The sequence below is a fragment of the Aeromonas media genome, assembly GCF_020423125.1.
Classification (GTDB): domain Bacteria; phylum Pseudomonadota; class Gammaproteobacteria; order Enterobacterales; family Aeromonadaceae; genus Aeromonas; species Aeromonas media.
In genome coordinates, this window is record NZ_CP075564.1 from 2288022 (window position 1) to 2303249 (window position 15228).

The following is a 15228-nucleotide window of genomic DNA, read 5'->3' on the forward strand; positions in this document are numbered from 1 at the left end:
AGCTTATTCCTCCACTTTCTTTTGTCCGCGGGTCTGAACTTCCTGGGTTAACAGAGCTATCAGCTCTTCAACAGGATAAGAACCCAGGTCAGCCCCTTTACGAGTCCGTACTGCAATCTTGCCGGCTTCTACTTCTTTATCGCCGCAGACCAGCATGAAAGGCACTCGCTTCAAAGTATGCTCGCGGATTTTAAAGCCAATCTTCTCATTTCTCAAGTCCGCTTTTGCGCGAAGGCCCGCATCATTCAATGCCTTGGCAACTTTCACCGCATAATCGGCCTGATTATCCGTGATATTCATGACCACGGCCTGAGTCGGTGCCAGCCAGGTCGGGAACAGTCCAGCGTATTCTTCGGTCAGGATACCGATGAAACGCTCAAGAGACCCGAGGATGGCCCGGTGGATCATCACGGGTACGTGACGTTCGTTGTCTTCGCCCACATAAGTAGCGCCAAGACGGCCCGGCAAGGCAAAATCGAGCTGCACGGTACCACACTGCCAGGCACGATCAAGACAATCGTGCAGGGTGAATTCGATCTTGGGACCGTAGAAAGCCCCCTCCCCCGGCTGCAGATCGTACTTCAGGCCGTTGAGCACCAGGGCTTCCGCCAGGGCGGCTTCCGCGCGATCCCAGGCTTCATCGGAACCGATGCGCTGCTCGGGACGGGTGGATAGCTTGACCACGATGTTTTCGAAGCCAAAGGTGCCGTAGACGTCATAGACCATACGAATACAGGCCGACACCTCTTCCATGATCTGATCTTCGGTACAGAAGATGTGGGCGTCATCCTGAGTGAAGCCGCGCACCCGCATCAGACCGTGCAGAGAGCCTGAGGGCTCGTTGCGGTGGCAGGAGCCGAACTCGGCCATGCGCAGGGGCAGGTCCCGATAGGACTTCAGGCCCTGGTTGAAAATCTGCACGTGACCCGGGCAGTTCATCGGCTTGATGGCGTACTCGCGATTCTCGGACTGGGTGGTGAACATGGCCTGGGCATATTTTTCCCAGTGGCCGGAACGCTCCCACAGCACGCGATCCATCATGAAGGGGCCTTTCACCTCCTGATAATCGTACTCCTTGAGCTTGCCGCGGATGAAAGTTTCCAGCTCGCGGAAGATGGTCCAGCCATCGTTGTGCCAGAACACCATGCCGGGGGCTTCTTCCTGCATGTGGTACAGGTCGAGCTGCTTGCCAATCTTGCGGTGGTCGCGCTTGGCGGCCTCCTCGAGACGCTGCAGGTAGGCCTTGAGCTGCTTCTTGTCGGCCCAGGCGGTACCGTAGATGCGCTGCAGCATCTTGTTGTTGGAGTCGCCACGCCAGTAGGCGCCGGACATCTTCTGCAGCTTGAAGTGGTGGCAGTGACGCATGTTCGGCACGTGAGGGCCGCGGCACATGTCGACGTACTCTTCGTGATGATACAGACCGGGCTGGTCATCACGGGCGATGTTCTGATCCAGGATCTCGACCTTGTAGGTCTCGCCGCGGGCTTCGAACACGTCGCGCGCCTCCTGCCAGGAGACCTTCTTCTTGACGACGTCGTAATCCTTGGCGGCCAGCGCCAGCATGCGCTCTTCCAGTGCAGCCAGATCTTCATCGGTCAGGGTGCGGTCGAGATCAACGTCGTAGTAGAAACCGTTGTCGATGACAGGACCGATGGCCATCTTGGTCTGGGGCCAGAGTTGCTTGATGGCATGACCCAGCAGGTGAGCACAGGAGTGGCGCAGGATGTCCAGACCGTCTTCGTCTTTGGCGGTGATGATGGCCAGGGAGGCATCGGCTTCGATCAGCTCGCAAGCATCCACCAGTTCACCGTTCACACGGCCGGCAATGCACGCCTTGGCGAGGCCCGGACCTATGTCAGCGGCGACGTCCATGACGGAAACGGCGTGGGGAAATTGACGTTGGCTGCCGTCAGGCAGAGTAATGATTGGCATTCGGTGTTTCCTTATACAGTGGTGCCCCCTACCAAAGGGCACATGCAGGTTGGAGAAAACCTTTCATTTCAAGCAGTTCACTCCCGAGTTTCACCGTTCACAATACGGTTGGTACGCAGAAGTGGTACACACCCTCTTGGGTGTGCAAGGCCATCAATGGACAGGTACAGCGGAGGATTGTATCAGACGTCACGACTCAGACAAGTTGCCTTGCCGATTTTGTATACCATGGAAAGTGGAAGCGAGGAGAGGCGTCAACAGAGGCACCGGAACGATGCACATGCGATGTGGGTCCCACCTCGCCCCCTGTGTGCTAGGGTTCCAGTGAGGCGTCTGCCTGAACAAGGAGAACATGATGTACACCTATGACATTTCGTTTCCGGAGCATGCGGAGAAGATTATCCACCCGGATCACCTGTTGACGACACACTGCCCCGTTCATCTCGGGGAGTTGGTGATCCTGAGCGATGGCAGCAAGCGCGAGGTATGCAGCATAGTGCACAGCGCCGATCGCAGCACCCTCTATGTCACCGACGTGACACCGGGCAAGATCACCGCCAGCCGCTGAGGGGTTAACCCTCCCCCAGCAGTGACTGGCCATTGAAATCGAAGGCGCTGCGACCCTCTTCGGCCAGCGCCAACTCCTGCAATACCGTCAACGCCAACTTGTTACCTTTTTGTGAGGCCTGATAGAGCCACTGCTTGGCCTCGGCCATGTCGACCCGACCGTTGGCCCCCATCAGATGGAGCACCCCCACCTTGAGCATGGCGGGCACGTCCCCGTTGCGGGCCGCCCGCTCCATCCAGTGAAAGGCGATACGCAGATCCCGTGGCACCCCTACCCCGCGCAGATAGAGCTCCGCCAGCCGGTACTGGCCAAATGCATCTCCCGCCTCGGCGGACTGGCGATAGAGGCGGATGGCCTGCACCAGATCCTGCTCGCTCCCCTGCCCCAGCTCATGGCTCCATCCCATCAGGGCCTGCGCCCTGGGCTGGCCCTGCTCGGCCAGCGGCTGCCAGATACCGGTCGCCTGCTCGAAGTGACCCACCCGCCAGGCGCGGTTGGCCGCCGCCAGCTCCTGCTCGGTGGAGAGCGGGAGCTGACGCCAGGCGACCAGGGCAATGACGGCGATAAACAGCCAGCGGTAAGTGGTGGGGCTCATGATGATTTCCGTGATCCAGTTCTCATTTTGTCTATGTAAACGAAATGTAGCGACAGATCAAGCAGGAGATCCCGTTCTTTGACCGAGTGAAATAAGGGAAGAGTGGCCGGACTTGATGTTTGGCACTATCCCGAGCAAAATAACTGTATATATAAACAGTATTCGGTGTGATGAGATGGCAGGACGAGGCAGCACCCACAATATCGAGCACCGTTTCAGCGGCCCACAGATCGATGTCGTCGACGATGGCTGGCAGGCCGTGGAATGGGAGGCGGCATTTCGTGCGTCCCAACCCCGAACCGAGGTGCGGGAGATCCAGGCCAAGAGCATCATCAGCCACAACCTCTCACCGGACGTCCCCTTCGGCCGCTCCATCAACCCCTATCAAGGGTGCGAACATGGCTGCATCTACTGCTACGCCAGACCCAGCCACGCCTATCTGGAGCTCTCCCCCGGCCTGGATTTCGAGACCCGGCTGTTTGCCAAGGTGAACGCCGCCGCGCTACTGCGCCGGGAGTTTGCCAAACCAACCTATCAGCCGCAGACCATAGTGCTCGGGGCCAATACCGATCCCTACCAACCCATAGAGCACCACTATCGTCTCACCCGCGAGCTGCTGGAGGTGATGCTGGCTCATCGCCATCCGGTGGGGATCATCACCAAGAGCGTCATGATATTGCGCGATCTCGATCTGCTGGCCGAGCTGGCCCGGGAGGGACTCTGCCAGGTGATGGTGTCGGTCACCACCCTGAACGAGACGCTGAGGCGACAGCTGGAGCCCCGCGCCAGCACGGGTGCGGGTCGGCTCAAGGTCATCGAGAAGCTGGCACAGGCCGGGATACCTGTGGGAGTGCTGGCGGCCCCCATGATCCCGCGGCTCAACGAGCCCGAGCTGGAGCTGATCATCAAGGGCGCCGTGGAGGCGGGCGCCGGCTGCGCCGACTATATCCTGCTGAGACTGCCCCACGAGCTGACCACCCTATTTTGCGACTGGCTGGAAGAGCACTACCCCGGCCAGAAGGAGGCCATCCTGAACCAGTTGCGGGCAAGCAGAGGGGGGGCGCTCAACAGCCCCGCCTTCGGGACTCGCATGCGCGGAGAGGGGCAATTCGCCGACTTGCTCGCCCAGCGCTTTCGGCTCATCAGCAAGCGGCTGCAACTGGGCAAGCGCCATATCGCGCTCAACACCTCTGCCTTCATTCGCCCCAACGAGCAGCTGCGCCTGTTCTGATCGCCGGGGCAGCATCAACCGCACTCACAACGCCTCCCCTTCGCCGGTACACCACAAACCATGCCGGCGAGCAGGGCCTCACCCTCTTGGCCGAGGCGAGTGCGTGGCCTTGCCCTGGGCGATCAATTCGGCGGGCAGTCGTGCCGGCTCATGGGCCACTTCATCCTCATGCTCCCCTGCCAGCGATGCTGGTTGATGTTCGCCCCATACCCGGCTCCACCAGATCTCCCACATTACCCAGCTAGTCATAAGGTGCTCCTGTTTGATGGCTGCGCGTCGCAGTCTGTTGAGTGCGACAGGGGCAGCTTGGCCTCATCCCATGACAGGGGGATGACGCAGGCATGATGAATGAGGACAAGGAGGAGCACGTGCGAGTGATCAGCGACGCGTACAGCAACAGGATCAGGCTGACCCATCAGGCTGGGGGCACGCGGCCAGAGACAAACGGCAGCAACAAAAAGAGCGACCCTGGGGTCGCTCTTTTTCATGGTGGAAAACGCGCGATTATTCGTCGCTCGCAGCACCTTCTTCAGCAGATCCTGCATCGGCAGAGCCGGCATCTGGCGCGGTATCAGTGCCTTCGGATACCTCACCGTCAACGGCCACGATGTCATTCTCTTCCTCGTCGCTCTCGGCGATGCGCTGCAGGCCGACGACTGTCTCGTCTTCACCGGTACGGATCAGACGAACACCGCCGGTGTTACGGCCAATGACGCTCACCTCGGCAACACGGGTTCGCACCAGGGTGCCGCCGTTGGTGATCAGCATGATCTGGTCGGTATCCTCGACCTGGATCGCATCGATCACCTTGCCGTTGCGCTCGTCCACCTTGATGGAGCGAACGCCCTGGGTACCACGGCTCTTGGTCGGGTACTCGTCCAGTGCGGTACGCTTGCCGTAACCGTTCTCGGTGGCGGTGAGGATGGCACCGACCCCGCGCGGCACGATGAGGGAGACCACCTTGTCACCGGCACCCAGCTTGATGCCGCGCACACCGGCGGCGGTACGACCCATGGGACGCACGCCCTTGAAGGTACCCTTGCTCTCGGTGCCTTCAGTGCTTTCGCCGTTGTCGCTGCCATCCTCGTCGTTGCCGGCGTCGTCGGTCTCGACGTCATCGCTGGCATCCACATCGGCTGCATCGGCGCGGCCGCTACCTTCATTGAAGCGAACGACCTTGCCCGCATCGGAGAAGAGCATGATCTCGTTGCTGCCGTCGGTGATGTCCACCCCGATCAGCTCATCACCCTCTTTGAGGTTGATGGCACGAATACCGGAGGAGAGCGGACGGCTGAAGTCGGACAGGCTGGTCTTCTTCACGGTACCGTTGGCGGTAGCGAAGAAGACGTACTTCTCGGCATCATATTCCTTCACCGGCAGGATGGCGGTGATGCGCTCACCCTCTTCCAGCGGCAGCAGGTTGATGATGGGACGACCACGGGCGCCACGGGACGCTTCCGGCAGCTGATAGACCTTGAGCCAGTAGACCTTGCCACGGGTGGAGAAGCACAGAATGGTGTCGTGGGTGTTGGCCACCAGCAGACGCTCCACAAAGTCCTCTTCCTTGATCCGGGTGGCCGACTTGCCACGACCACCGCGGCGCTGGGCCTCGTAGTCGGAGAGCGGCTGATACTTCACATAGCCCTGGTGAGACAGGGTGACTACCACGTCTTCCGGGGTGATCAGATCTTCGATGTTGATCTCGGCACTGGACATGCTGATCTCGGTGCGACGCTCGTCGCCATACTGCTCGCGCACGGCCAGCAGTTCATCGCGGATCACTTCCATCAGCCGTTCCGGGCTTGCCAGGATGAACAGCAGCTCGGCAATGAGATCCAGAAGAGACTGATACTCTTCTAGGATCTTCTCGTGCTCGAGGCCGGTCAGCTTGTGCAGACGCAGGTCAAGGATGGCCTGGGCCTGGATCTCGGTCAGGAAGTACTGCCCTTCACGGATCCCGAACTCCGGCTCCAGCCACTCCGGCCGTGCCGCGTCGTCGCCCGCTTTTTCCAGCATGGCGGCCACATTGCCGAGTTCCCAGCCCTTGGCAACCAGGCCAGCTTTCGCATCCGCCGGGGTCGCACTGTGGCGAATGAGCTCGATGATGGGGTCTATGTTGGCCAGGGCCACCGCCAGACCTTCCAGGATGTGCGCCCGATCCCGCGCCTTGCGCAGCTCGAACACAGTCCTGCGGGTCACCACCTCACGGCGGTGCAGCAGGAAGGCATCCAGGATCTCTTTGAGGTTCATCACCTTGGGCTGGTTGTTATCGAGCGCCACCATGTTGATGCCGAACGTGGTCTGCATCTGGGTGTGCTTGTAGAGATTGTTCAGCACAATCTCGCCGGACTCGCCGCGCTTGATCTCGATAACGATGCGCATGCCGTCTTTATCAGACTCATCGCGCAGGGCACTGATGCCCTCGACCTTCTTCTCTTTGACCAGCTCGGCGATCTTCTCGATAAGCCGTGCCTTGTTCACCTGATAGGGGATCTCGTGAACGATGATGGTCTCGCGACTGGTCTTCTCGTCCACTTCCACCTCGGCCTTGGCCCGCACATAGACGGAGCCGCGACCGGTCCGGTAGGCCTGCACGATGCCGGAGCGCCCATTGATGATGCCGCCGGTGGGGAAATCCGGGCCGGTGACATAGGTCATCAGCTCGTCAATGGTGAGGGCGCCATTCTCGATCAACGCCAGACAGCCGTTGACTATCTCGGTGAGGTTGTGAGGAGGAATGTTGGTCGCCATGCCCACCGCGATACCGGAGGAGCCGTTGATCAACAGGGTGGGTACCTTGGTGGGCATGACAGCCGGGATCATCTCGGTGCCGTCGTAGTTCGGCACCCAGTCCACGGTCTCTTTGTCCAGATCGGCCAGCAACTCGTGGGAGATGCGCGCCATCCGCACTTCGGTGTAACGCATGGCAGCAGCGTTGTCGCCATCGACCGAACCGAAGTTGCCCTGACCATCGACCAGCATGTAACGCATGGAGAAATCCTGCGCCATCCGGACAATGGTGTCATACACGGCGCTGTCGCCATGCGGGTGATATTTACCGATTACGTCACCGACCACACGGGCCGATTTCTTATAGGGCTTGTTCCAGTCGTTCCCCAACTCGTTCATAGCAAACAGAACGCGGCGGTGAACCGGTTTCAAGCCATCACGCACATCCGGCAGAGCTCGTCCTACGATCACGCTCATGGCGTAATCCAGATAGGAACTCTTGAGCTCTTCTTCGATGTTGACCGGCGTGATCTCTCTGGCCAGATCGCTCATAGAAAGCCTTAATCCCTAATTAGTTGTTCTTTGGCTTAAACAGCGCGACATGGTAACACACTGAGCCAAATACCTTAAGCCACAAATCCGGGTAGCACGTCGGGCTGGTGTGACCAAGTCCGTCCGTTATAATGCCCGCCAGGACAATAGATTGCGCGCGCCCTGCCCGCTGCGCGCCCTGCCACAGGATCATCGAAAAATGAACAGTGATGCCAATGTCGATCTGACAGAAATCGCCAAATTTGAAGCCATCGCCTCCCGCTGGTGGGACATGGAGGGCGAGTTCAAACCCCTGCATCAGATAAACCCGGTGCGCCTTGACTGGATCACCGACAAGAGCGGCGGCCTGTTTGGCAAACGCGTGCTCGACATCGGCTGCGGCGGCGGCATCCTCTCCGAGAGCATGGCCCGCCGGGGGGCTCGCGTGACCGGCATCGACATGGGCAAGGAGCCCCTCGGGGTTGCCCGCCTTCATGCCCTGGAGCAGGGTGTGGAGCTCGAATATCGCCAGATGACCGCCGAAGCTCATGCCGCCGAGGCCCCGGGCCAGTATGACGTGGTCACCTGCATGGAGATGCTGGAACACGTGCCGGATCCCGCCTCGGTACTGCGCGCCATCGCCACCCTGGTACGACCGGGCGGCAAGGTGTTCGTCTCTACCATCAATCGCAACCCGAAAGCCTACCTGATGATGATCCTGGGGGCCGAGTACCTGCTCAAAATGGTGCCCAAGGGTACCCACGACCACAAAAAGTTCATCACCCCTGCCGAGCTGTGTCGCATGGGGGAAGCCGCAGGCCTGCTGGTACGGGACATGAGCGGCGTTCACTACGCGCCGCTGTCCAACAGCTTCAAACTCGGCAAGAACGTCGACGTCAACTACATGGTAGCGTTCGCGCGCCCGGAGCAAGGCTGATGAGCACCGACAAGGCCCCCCTGCGCTGCGTGCTGTTCGATCTCGACGGCACCCTGCTCGACACGGCCCCTGATCTCGGCGCCGCCGTCAACCATGTGCTGGTGAGCGAAGGCTTTGCCCCGCTGCCCGAGGCCATCATCCGCCAGACCACCTCCCACGGGGCGCTCGGGCTGCTCAAGGCGGGTCTGGGGGAGGATCTGCTGGAAGAGTTGGGTGCCACGCGCTTGCGCACCGCCCTGCTCGACCATTATGCAGCCAACCTCTGTGTCGGCACCCGCCCCTATGAGGGGATGCTGGATCTCATCGAATGGCTCGATGAGAAGAAGCTGCCCTGGGGCATCGTCACCAACAAGCCGGGCTTTCTCACGAAGCCGCTGCTGGCCGCCCTGCCCGAGCTTGCCAGCTGTGGCGTCACCGTCAGCGCAGATACCCTGCCGGTGCGCAAGCCAGACCCCGCCCCCATGTTCTTTGCCTGCGAACGGCTCGGGGTCGAGGCGGCGCACTGCCTCTACGTGGGGGATCACGTGCGTGACATCGAGGCGGGACGCAACGCCGGCATGCGCACTGCGGTGGCGGGCTGGGGCTATCTGAGCGATGACGAGGATCCCGCCGACTGGGGCGCAGATCTGCAGTTTGACACCGTGCAGGCGTTGCACCACTGGCTGCGCTACGAGCTGACCTGAACACGGCACGGCATAGGTGGATCATCGGGGCAACTTTAACGCCATGGGGTGGCCAGATGAGCACGACGCTCACTCCTGGAGCCACGCTATGGTCATGACAGGGGGCACTGATATGCCCCCTTTTTCGAGGTGGTGACAACCGTGCGCCAACGGGGATCGGACAGCTTTTGACCCTGACTGCACAAGGGATAACCAGGCTGAATTTGCTAGTAAAAACACCCTCTTTTCGCAAGCAAAAAAAGTTATTTAAATTTTCCATCTTCGATCATCAGACTTGCATTTGCCGGATCGGACGGATGAAAACCCACTCACTGTGAGCAGTCACTAACTCGGGCCCGAACACCCACAATTTATCCACAGCTAATGCGTTATCCACAGATTGCAATGCCGTGCCGACCTCACTATCTTGTAGTTCGAATTTAAAATAACACTATATCTTGTGATTCATGGCGCACTTCGCCCCCAGGCCACCATCGAGAATGGCGCCCTGGATGCGTGGCGCCATGGTTTTTCGGGAATCAACTAAAGGTCATCAGCCAATGAACTTGTTTGTGACGAAGCGTAACGGCCACAAAGAACCCATCGATCTGGATAAAATTCACCGTGTGCTCGACTGGGCCGCCGAGAAGCTCGACAACGTGTCGGTCTCCCAGGTGGAGCTCAAGTCCCACATCCAGTTCTATGACGGTATCCGTACCGCCGACATCCACGAAACCGTCATCAAGGCCGCTGCTGACCTGATCTCCGAACAGAGCCCGGATTACCAGTACATGGCCGCCCGTCTGGCCATCTTCCACCTGCGCAAGAAGGCGTACGGCCAGTTCGAGCCGCCCCACCTCTACCAGCACGTCGCCCGTCTGGTGGACATGGGCAAGTATGACAAGCACCTGCTGACCGACTACACCCAGGCCGAATTCGAGGAGCTTAACGGCTACCTGGATCACTGGCGTGACATGGACTTCTCCTACGCAGCGGTCAAGCAGCTGGAAGGCAAGTACCTGGTGCAGAACCGGGTCACCGGCGAAATTTACGAGAGCCCGCAGTTCCTCTACATCCTGGTGGCGGCCTGCCTGTTCTCCAAGTATCCGAAAGATACCCGTCTGGACTACATCAAGCGCTTCTACGATGCGGTCTCGACCTTCAAGATCTCGCTGCCTACCCCCATCATGAGCGGCGTGCGCACCCCGACCCGTCAGTTCAGCTCCTGCGTGCTGATCGAGTGCGATGACAGCCTGGACTCCATCAATGCCACCGCCAGCGCCATCGTCCGTTACGTCTCCCAGCGTGCCGGCATCGGCATCAACGCCGGTCGCATCCGGGGTCTCGGCAGCCCCATCCGTGGCGGCGAAGCCTTCCACACCGGCTGCATCCCCTTCTACAAATACTTCCAGACTGCCGTGAAGTGCTGCTCACAGGGCGGCGTGCGCGGCGGTGCCGCCACCCTGTTCTACCCCCTGTGGCACACAGAGGTGGAGAGCCTGCTGGTACTGAAGAACAACCGCGGCGTGGAAGAGAACCGGGTCCGTCACATGGACTACGGCGTGCAGATCAACAAGCTGATGTACCAGCGCCTGATCAAGGGCGGCGACATCACACTGTTCTCCCCGTCCGATGCCCCGGGTCTGTACGACGCCTTCTTCGCGGATCAGGACAAGTTCGAGCAGCTCTACGTCAAATACGAGCAGGATCCGAGCATTCGCAAGAAGACCCTCAAGGCGGTGGATCTCTTCTCCCTGATGATGCAGGAGCGCGCCGGCACCGGTCGCATCTACATCCAGAACGTGGATCACTGCAACACCCACAGCCCGTTCGATCCGAGCGTGGCGCCGGTGCGTCAGTCCAACCTCTGCCTCGAGATTGCGCTGCCCACCAAGCCGCTCAACAACGTGGATGACGAAGAGGGCGAGATCGCCCTGTGCACCTTGTCTGCCTTCAACCTCGGCGCCATCGAGAAGCTGGAAGACCTAGAAGAGATGGCGGATCTCGCCGTGCGCGCCCTGGATGCCCTGCTCGACTATCAGGACTACCCGCTCAAGGCTGCGATGAAGGGCAGCATGAACCGCCGCACCCTGGGGATCGGCGTCATCAACTACGCCTACTACCTGGCAAAGAATGGTGCCCGCTACTCCGACGGTTCCGGTCTGGCACTGACTCACCGTACCTTCGAGGCGATCCAGTACTACCTGCTGAAGGCCTCCGTGCAGCTGGCCCGCGAATTCGGCCCCTGTCCGGCCTTCAACGAGACCACCTACGCCCAGGGGATCCTGCCCATCGATACCTATAAAAAGGATCTCGATGTGCTGTGCAACGAGCCGCTGCATCTGGACTGGGAAAGCCTGCGTGAAGAGATAAAGACCGTGGGTCTGCGCAACTCCACCCTGACCGCCCTGATGCCGAGCGAGACCTCCAGCCAGATCTCCAACGCTACCAACGGCATAGAGCCGCCGCGCGGCCTGGTGTCGGTCAAGGCTTCCAAGGACGGCATCCTCAAGCAGGTGGTGCCCGAGTATCACCGCCTGAAGGATCAGTACGAACTGCTGTGGAAACAGCCGAGCGTCGATGGCTACCTGCAGTTGGTCGGCATCATGCAGAAGTTTGTGGATCAGGCGATCTCCGCCAACACCAACTACGATCCGGCCCGTTTCGAAGGCAACAAGGTCCCGATGAAGCAGCTGCTCAAGGACTTGCTGACCGCCTACAAATACGGCCTCAAGACCCTCTACTATCACAACACCCGTGATGGTGCGGACGATGCCCAGACCGATCTGCAAGACGACGGTTGCGCCGGCGGGGCTTGTAAAATATAAGTCGCTGCACGATCTGATGAACCGGGCGGGAGCATGAAGCTCCCGCCCTCCTGTCTCCTCTCATTCAAGACATTCAAATCACCATGGCTTATTCAACGTTCTGCCAGACCCAAAACGACCAGCTCAAGGAGCCGATGTTCTTCGGCCAGTCGGTCAACGTGGCCCGTTATGATCAGCAAAAGCACGACATCTTCGAGCGGCTGATCGAGAAGCAACTCTCCTTCTTCTGGCGTCCGGAAGAGGTGGATGTCTCCCACGATCGCATCGACTATCAGGCCCTGCCACCCCATGAGCAGCACATCTTCATCTCCAACCTGAAGTACCAGACCCTGCTGGATTCCATCCAGGGTCGCAGCCCGAACGTGGCGCTGCTGCCGCTGGTCTCCATCCCAGAGCTGGAGACCTGGATCGAGACCTGGGCCTTCTCCGAGACCATCCACTCTCGCTCCTACACCCACATCATCCGCAACATCGTCAACAACCCGGGGCAGGTGTTCGACGATATCGTGACCAACGAGCAGATCCTCAAGCGTGCCGGCTCCATCAGCCACTTCTACGACGATCTGATCGAGGCGACCGCGCTCTACCACCTGCACGGTGAAGGTACCCACCGCGTGGCGGGCCGCGAGGTCTCCATCAACCTGCGCGAGCTGAAGAAGAAACTCTATCTGTGCCTGATGAGCGTCAATGCCCTGGAGGCGATCCGCTTCTACGTCAGCTTCGCCTGTTCGTTTGCCTTCGCCGAGCGCGAACTGATGGAAGGCAACGCCAAGATCATCAAGATGATCGCCCGCGATGAAGCCCTCCACCTGACCGGCACCCAGCACATGCTGAACCTGATGCGCAATGGCCTGGACGATCCTGAGATGGCCGAGATTGCCGCCGAGTGCGAGCAAGCCTGCTTCGACATCTTCAAGGAAGCAGCCGAGCAGGAGAAAGAGTGGGCCGAGTACCTGTTCCAGGATGGCTCCATGATCGGCCTGAACAAGGACATCCTCTGCCAGTACGTGGAATACATCACCAACCTGCGCATGAGCGCGGTCGGCCTGCAACCCGCCTTCATTGGTGCCAAGCAAAACCCAATTCCCTGGATCAACACCTGGCTGTCCTCCGACAACGTGCAGGTGGCGCCCCAAGAAGTGGAGGTGAGCTCCTATCTGGTCGGCCAGATCGACAGCGAAGTGCACGCAGACGACCTGGGTGACTTCGAGCTGTGAGTGACGCCACCGGCACGCTGACCCCTGCCCCGCACGCGGTCCCCGCGCAGAGCGAAGCAGGCTCGCCACGGGTGCATACCCAGGATGGCGTGCTGCACGCCCATCCCGGCGAGAGCGTGCTGGAGACTCTGGAGCGCCACGGTCATCACGTGGAGTTCCAGTGCCGCAGCGGCTATTGCGGCGCTTGCCGCACGCCCTTGCTGGCAGGCTCGGTGCACTACGCCGCCGTGCCGCTGGCGTTTGTCTCCCAGGGAGAGTGCCTGCCCTGCTGCTGCCAGCCGGTGGGTGCCATCCGGCTGGACATCCAGAAGGGCTGACGCCACTACGGGCTGGTAAATCACAGCCAATAAAAAGCCGCCGGAGCAAATCCGGCGGCTTTTTTGCTTCTTGAACTTCTCTTAAGGGCGCCCTGTGCAGACGCCCGAACCATCAAAGGATCACAGCCAGGGGGCGGCGGTCGGCCCGTGGTGCAGGCCCAGCTTCCAGACCCGGCCAAAGTGTTTGTAGTGACCCGCGGCCATACCGGCCTTCTCCCCCATGCCGTGGTAGAGATCCAGGTGTCCTCTCTTCACCGCGCCGCCCACATCCAATGCGATCAAGAGCCGCAACTGGTGTTTGCCGGTCCAGTTGCCGGCTTTGTCGAGCAGCGGCACCTCAGCCAGGATGGGCGTGCCCATCGGCAGCAATGTCTTGTCGGCCGCCACCGCCGCCAGTGGCAGCAGCGGAATGCCGGCGGCGCCGATCACATCATTGGTGGGGCGACGTTCGAAGAAGACATAAGACGGGTTCTGCTCTACCAGCTCCTTGACGCTCTCCTCCGGCTTGCTGTTGGCCCACTCCTTGATGGCCTTCATGGACATCTGCTCCTTGGGCACCTCTCCCCGGTCGATCAGCACCCGGCCGATACTCACGTAGCCGTGGCCGTTCTTGCCGCTGTAACCCAGGTATTGCAGCCGGTCGTCATCCCCGTAGTGCACGAAGCCAGAACCCTGCACGTCCATCAGGAAGTTGTCGATAAGAGACTTGCTGTAACCCAGCTCCAGCCCCCGGTTGGCCAGCGCTCCCTGGTGGATCTCGGCACGGCTCGGGCAACGGCCACCGCACTTGGGCATGGCATAGATGGGGTACTTGTACTTGGCATCCGGGCGGTGGCGCACCTCCAGCACCGGCGAGTAGTAGCCGGTAAAAAGCACGTTGCCCATGCGATCGGCGCCGCCGAGCTGGGCCAGGCTGATACCGTACTGGGTGATGTAGGCAGGATCACCGCCATTGGCCACCCAGCGGGAAAGCTGGCGATAGAGCTCACCATAACGACGGGTCATCTTGCCGGAACGCTCCAGCACCAGCCGGCTCTGGGGGCCGAATTTGCTGTAGTCGGCACGCTGGCGACTGTTGACGCGCTCCACCCGTACCAGATCCCCTGGCAGGGCGCCATCCAGATACTGCTTGCCCAGATTCTCCGGCACCTCGCAGTTCAGAAAACATCCGGATCCCGCCTTCTTCTGGGGCACCTTGACCGGTTCAGGGTTGCCCGCACAACCGGCCAACCCGACCACGGCGGCGGCCAGCCAGTACGCATGTATATTCATATGTCCTCATATAACACCGAGCGTCTTGCACGGCGGGGAAGATGCCAAATTTGCCGGGGGAAAGCAAACACCATCCACCCCCGGACGCCCTATTTCTCCAAAGGGGATCTTCTGGGTTATAACAAGGTGACAAGATGTGAGAGGGCGTGGATGGAACAGCTCGAAATCTTCCCCCTGACGAGCCCCTGCGTCGGGATCTGCGAAGTGAACAACAAGGGATATTGCAAGGGGTGCCTGCGCAGTCGGGAAGAGCGCTTCAACTGGCTCGCCATGACTCCGACCCAGCAGCAGGAGGTGATGCGTCTGTGCCGCAACCGCAAGGCACGGGTCGAGGCCGCCCGCCGCAAGGCCAGAGAGGGTGAGCCCATCGAACCGCCATCACAACCCGGCTGGGATTTCTGACCCCTT

The 15228-nt window shown here is 60.3% G+C and carries 13 protein-coding genes; 8 read left to right on the forward strand and 5 right to left on the reverse strand.

All coding sequences use genetic code 11. The features are described from left to right. Positions 1–3 precede the first annotated feature (3 nt). Positions 4–1932: a threonine--tRNA ligase gene (gene thrS / locus KI797_RS10525; protein ID WP_043131783.1), complete on the reverse strand. Its 1929-nt coding sequence runs from the start codon at positions 1930–1932 to the stop codon at positions 4–6. A 352-nt stretch (positions 1933–2284) separates the two neighbouring features. Between thrS and KI797_RS10530 the strand changes: the two genes are divergently transcribed. Continuing rightward, a complete protein-coding gene (locus KI797_RS10530; RefSeq protein ID WP_182310659.1) occupies positions 2285–2500 on the forward strand; it encodes a hypothetical protein in 216 nt (71 codons plus the stop codon). 4 nt (positions 2501–2504) lie between these two features. On the opposite strand, the gene KI797_RS10535 is transcribed toward KI797_RS10530, so the two are convergent. Beyond that, positions 2505–3095 carry a tetratricopeptide repeat protein gene (locus KI797_RS10535; protein ID WP_042648224.1) on the reverse strand — a complete coding sequence of 197 codons (591 nt, stop codon included), beginning with the start codon at positions 3093–3095 and terminating at the stop codon, positions 2505–2507. Positions 3096–3270: 175 nt separating this feature from the next. Here KI797_RS10535 and KI797_RS10540 point away from each other — a divergent pair, with 175 nt between their 5' ends. Beyond that, a complete protein-coding gene (locus KI797_RS10540) occupies positions 3271–4326 on the forward strand; it encodes a PA0069 family radical SAM protein (protein ID WP_182785516.1) in 1056 nt (351 codons plus the stop codon). A gap of 78 nt (positions 4327–4404) precedes the next feature. Here the strand turns inward: KI797_RS10540 and KI797_RS10545 are convergent, their stop codons facing one another. Together KI797_RS10545 and gyrA are read right to left on the reverse strand one after the other, a co-directional pair. Then, entirely contained in the window at positions 4405–4575 is a 171-nt protein-coding gene (locus tag KI797_RS10545) for a hypothetical protein (protein WP_167336105.1), read from the reverse strand. A 255-nt stretch (positions 4576–4830) separates the two neighbouring features. Then, the gene (gyrA, locus tag KI797_RS10550) at positions 4831–7608 is read right to left on the reverse strand and encodes a DNA topoisomerase (ATP-hydrolyzing) subunit A (RefSeq protein ID WP_226169289.1); all 2778 of its coding nucleotides are present in this window, start codon (positions 7606–7608) and stop codon (positions 4831–4833) included. A 199-nt stretch (positions 7609–7807) separates the two neighbouring features. On the opposite strand from gyrA, the gene ubiG reads away from it, so the two are divergent. The 5 genes from ubiG (at position 7808) to yfaE (ending at position 13548) form a co-directional block, all read left to right on the forward strand. Next, positions 7808–8524, forward strand: a complete 717-nt coding sequence (gene ubiG / locus KI797_RS10555) for a bifunctional 2-polyprenyl-6-hydroxyphenol methylase/3-demethylubiquinol 3-O-methyltransferase UbiG (RefSeq protein ID WP_041205817.1) — start codon at positions 7808–7810, stop codon at positions 8522–8524. Continuing rightward, the gene (locus KI797_RS10560; protein ID WP_005329713.1) at positions 8524–9207 is read left to right on the forward strand and encodes an HAD family hydrolase; all 684 of its coding nucleotides are present in this window, start codon (positions 8524–8526) and stop codon (positions 9205–9207) included. The genes ubiG and KI797_RS10560 overlap by 1 nt, the downstream gene beginning before the upstream one ends. Before the next feature lie 539 nt (positions 9208–9746). Next, entirely contained in the window at positions 9747–12014 is a 2268-nt protein-coding gene (gene nrdA, locus KI797_RS10565) for a class 1a ribonucleoside-diphosphate reductase subunit alpha (RefSeq protein WP_005329715.1), read from the forward strand. 83 nt (positions 12015–12097) lie between these two features. Next, positions 12098–13231, forward strand: a complete 1134-nt coding sequence (gene nrdB, locus KI797_RS10570) for a class Ia ribonucleoside-diphosphate reductase subunit beta (RefSeq protein ID WP_041205819.1) — start codon at positions 12098–12100, stop codon at positions 13229–13231. Beyond that, positions 13228–13548: a class I ribonucleotide reductase maintenance protein YfaE gene (gene yfaE, locus KI797_RS10575; RefSeq protein WP_041205821.1), complete on the forward strand. Its 321-nt coding sequence runs from the start codon at positions 13228–13230 to the stop codon at positions 13546–13548. Before nrdB ends, yfaE begins: the two co-directional genes overlap by 4 nt. A gap of 120 nt (positions 13549–13668) precedes the next feature. On the opposite strand, the gene mltA is transcribed toward yfaE, so the two are convergent. Continuing rightward, positions 13669–14820, reverse strand: a complete 1152-nt coding sequence (gene mltA / locus KI797_RS10580; RefSeq protein WP_226169290.1) for a murein transglycosylase A — start codon at positions 14818–14820, stop codon at positions 13669–13671. A 150-nt stretch (positions 14821–14970) separates the two neighbouring features. Between mltA and KI797_RS10585 the strand changes: the two genes are divergently transcribed. Beyond that, positions 14971–15222 carry a DUF1289 domain-containing protein gene (locus KI797_RS10585; RefSeq protein WP_005329720.1) on the forward strand — a complete coding sequence of 84 codons (252 nt, stop codon included), beginning with the start codon at positions 14971–14973 and terminating at the stop codon, positions 15220–15222. Positions 15223–15228: the final 6 nt, after the last annotated feature.

Coding starts and splice junctions, on each gene's coding strand:
- KI797_RS10585 (WP_005329720.1), top strand. CDS start 14,971: ATGGAACAGCTCGAAATCTTCCCCCTGACGAGCCCCTGCGTCGGGATC.
- KI797_RS10530 (WP_182310659.1), top strand. CDS start 2,285: ATGATGTACACCTATGACATTTCGTTTCCGGAGCATGCGGAGAAGATT.
- ubiG (WP_041205817.1), top strand. CDS start 7,808: ATGAACAGTGATGCCAATGTCGATCTGACAGAAATCGCCAAATTTGAA.
- mltA (WP_226169290.1), bottom strand. CDS start 14,820: ATGAATATACATGCGTACTGGCTGGCCGCCGCCGTGGTCGGGTTGGCC.
- nrdA (WP_005329715.1), top strand. CDS start 9,747: ATGAACTTGTTTGTGACGAAGCGTAACGGCCACAAAGAACCCATCGAT.
- nrdB (WP_041205819.1), top strand. CDS start 12,098: ATGGCTTATTCAACGTTCTGCCAGACCCAAAACGACCAGCTCAAGGAG.
- KI797_RS10545 (WP_167336105.1), bottom strand. CDS start 4,575: ATGACTAGCTGGGTAATGTGGGAGATCTGGTGGAGCCGGGTATGGGGC.
- KI797_RS10560 (WP_005329713.1), top strand. CDS start 8,524: ATGAGCACCGACAAGGCCCCCCTGCGCTGCGTGCTGTTCGATCTCGAC.
- KI797_RS10535 (WP_042648224.1), bottom strand. CDS start 3,095: ATGAGCCCCACCACTTACCGCTGGCTGTTTATCGCCGTCATTGCCCTG.
- thrS (WP_043131783.1), bottom strand. CDS start 1,932: ATGCCAATCATTACTCTGCCTGACGGCAGCCAACGTCAATTTCCCCAC.
- KI797_RS10540 (WP_182785516.1), top strand. CDS start 3,271: ATGGCAGGACGAGGCAGCACCCACAATATCGAGCACCGTTTCAGCGGC.
- gyrA (WP_226169289.1), bottom strand. CDS start 7,608: ATGAGCGATCTGGCCAGAGAGATCACGCCGGTCAACATCGAAGAAGAG.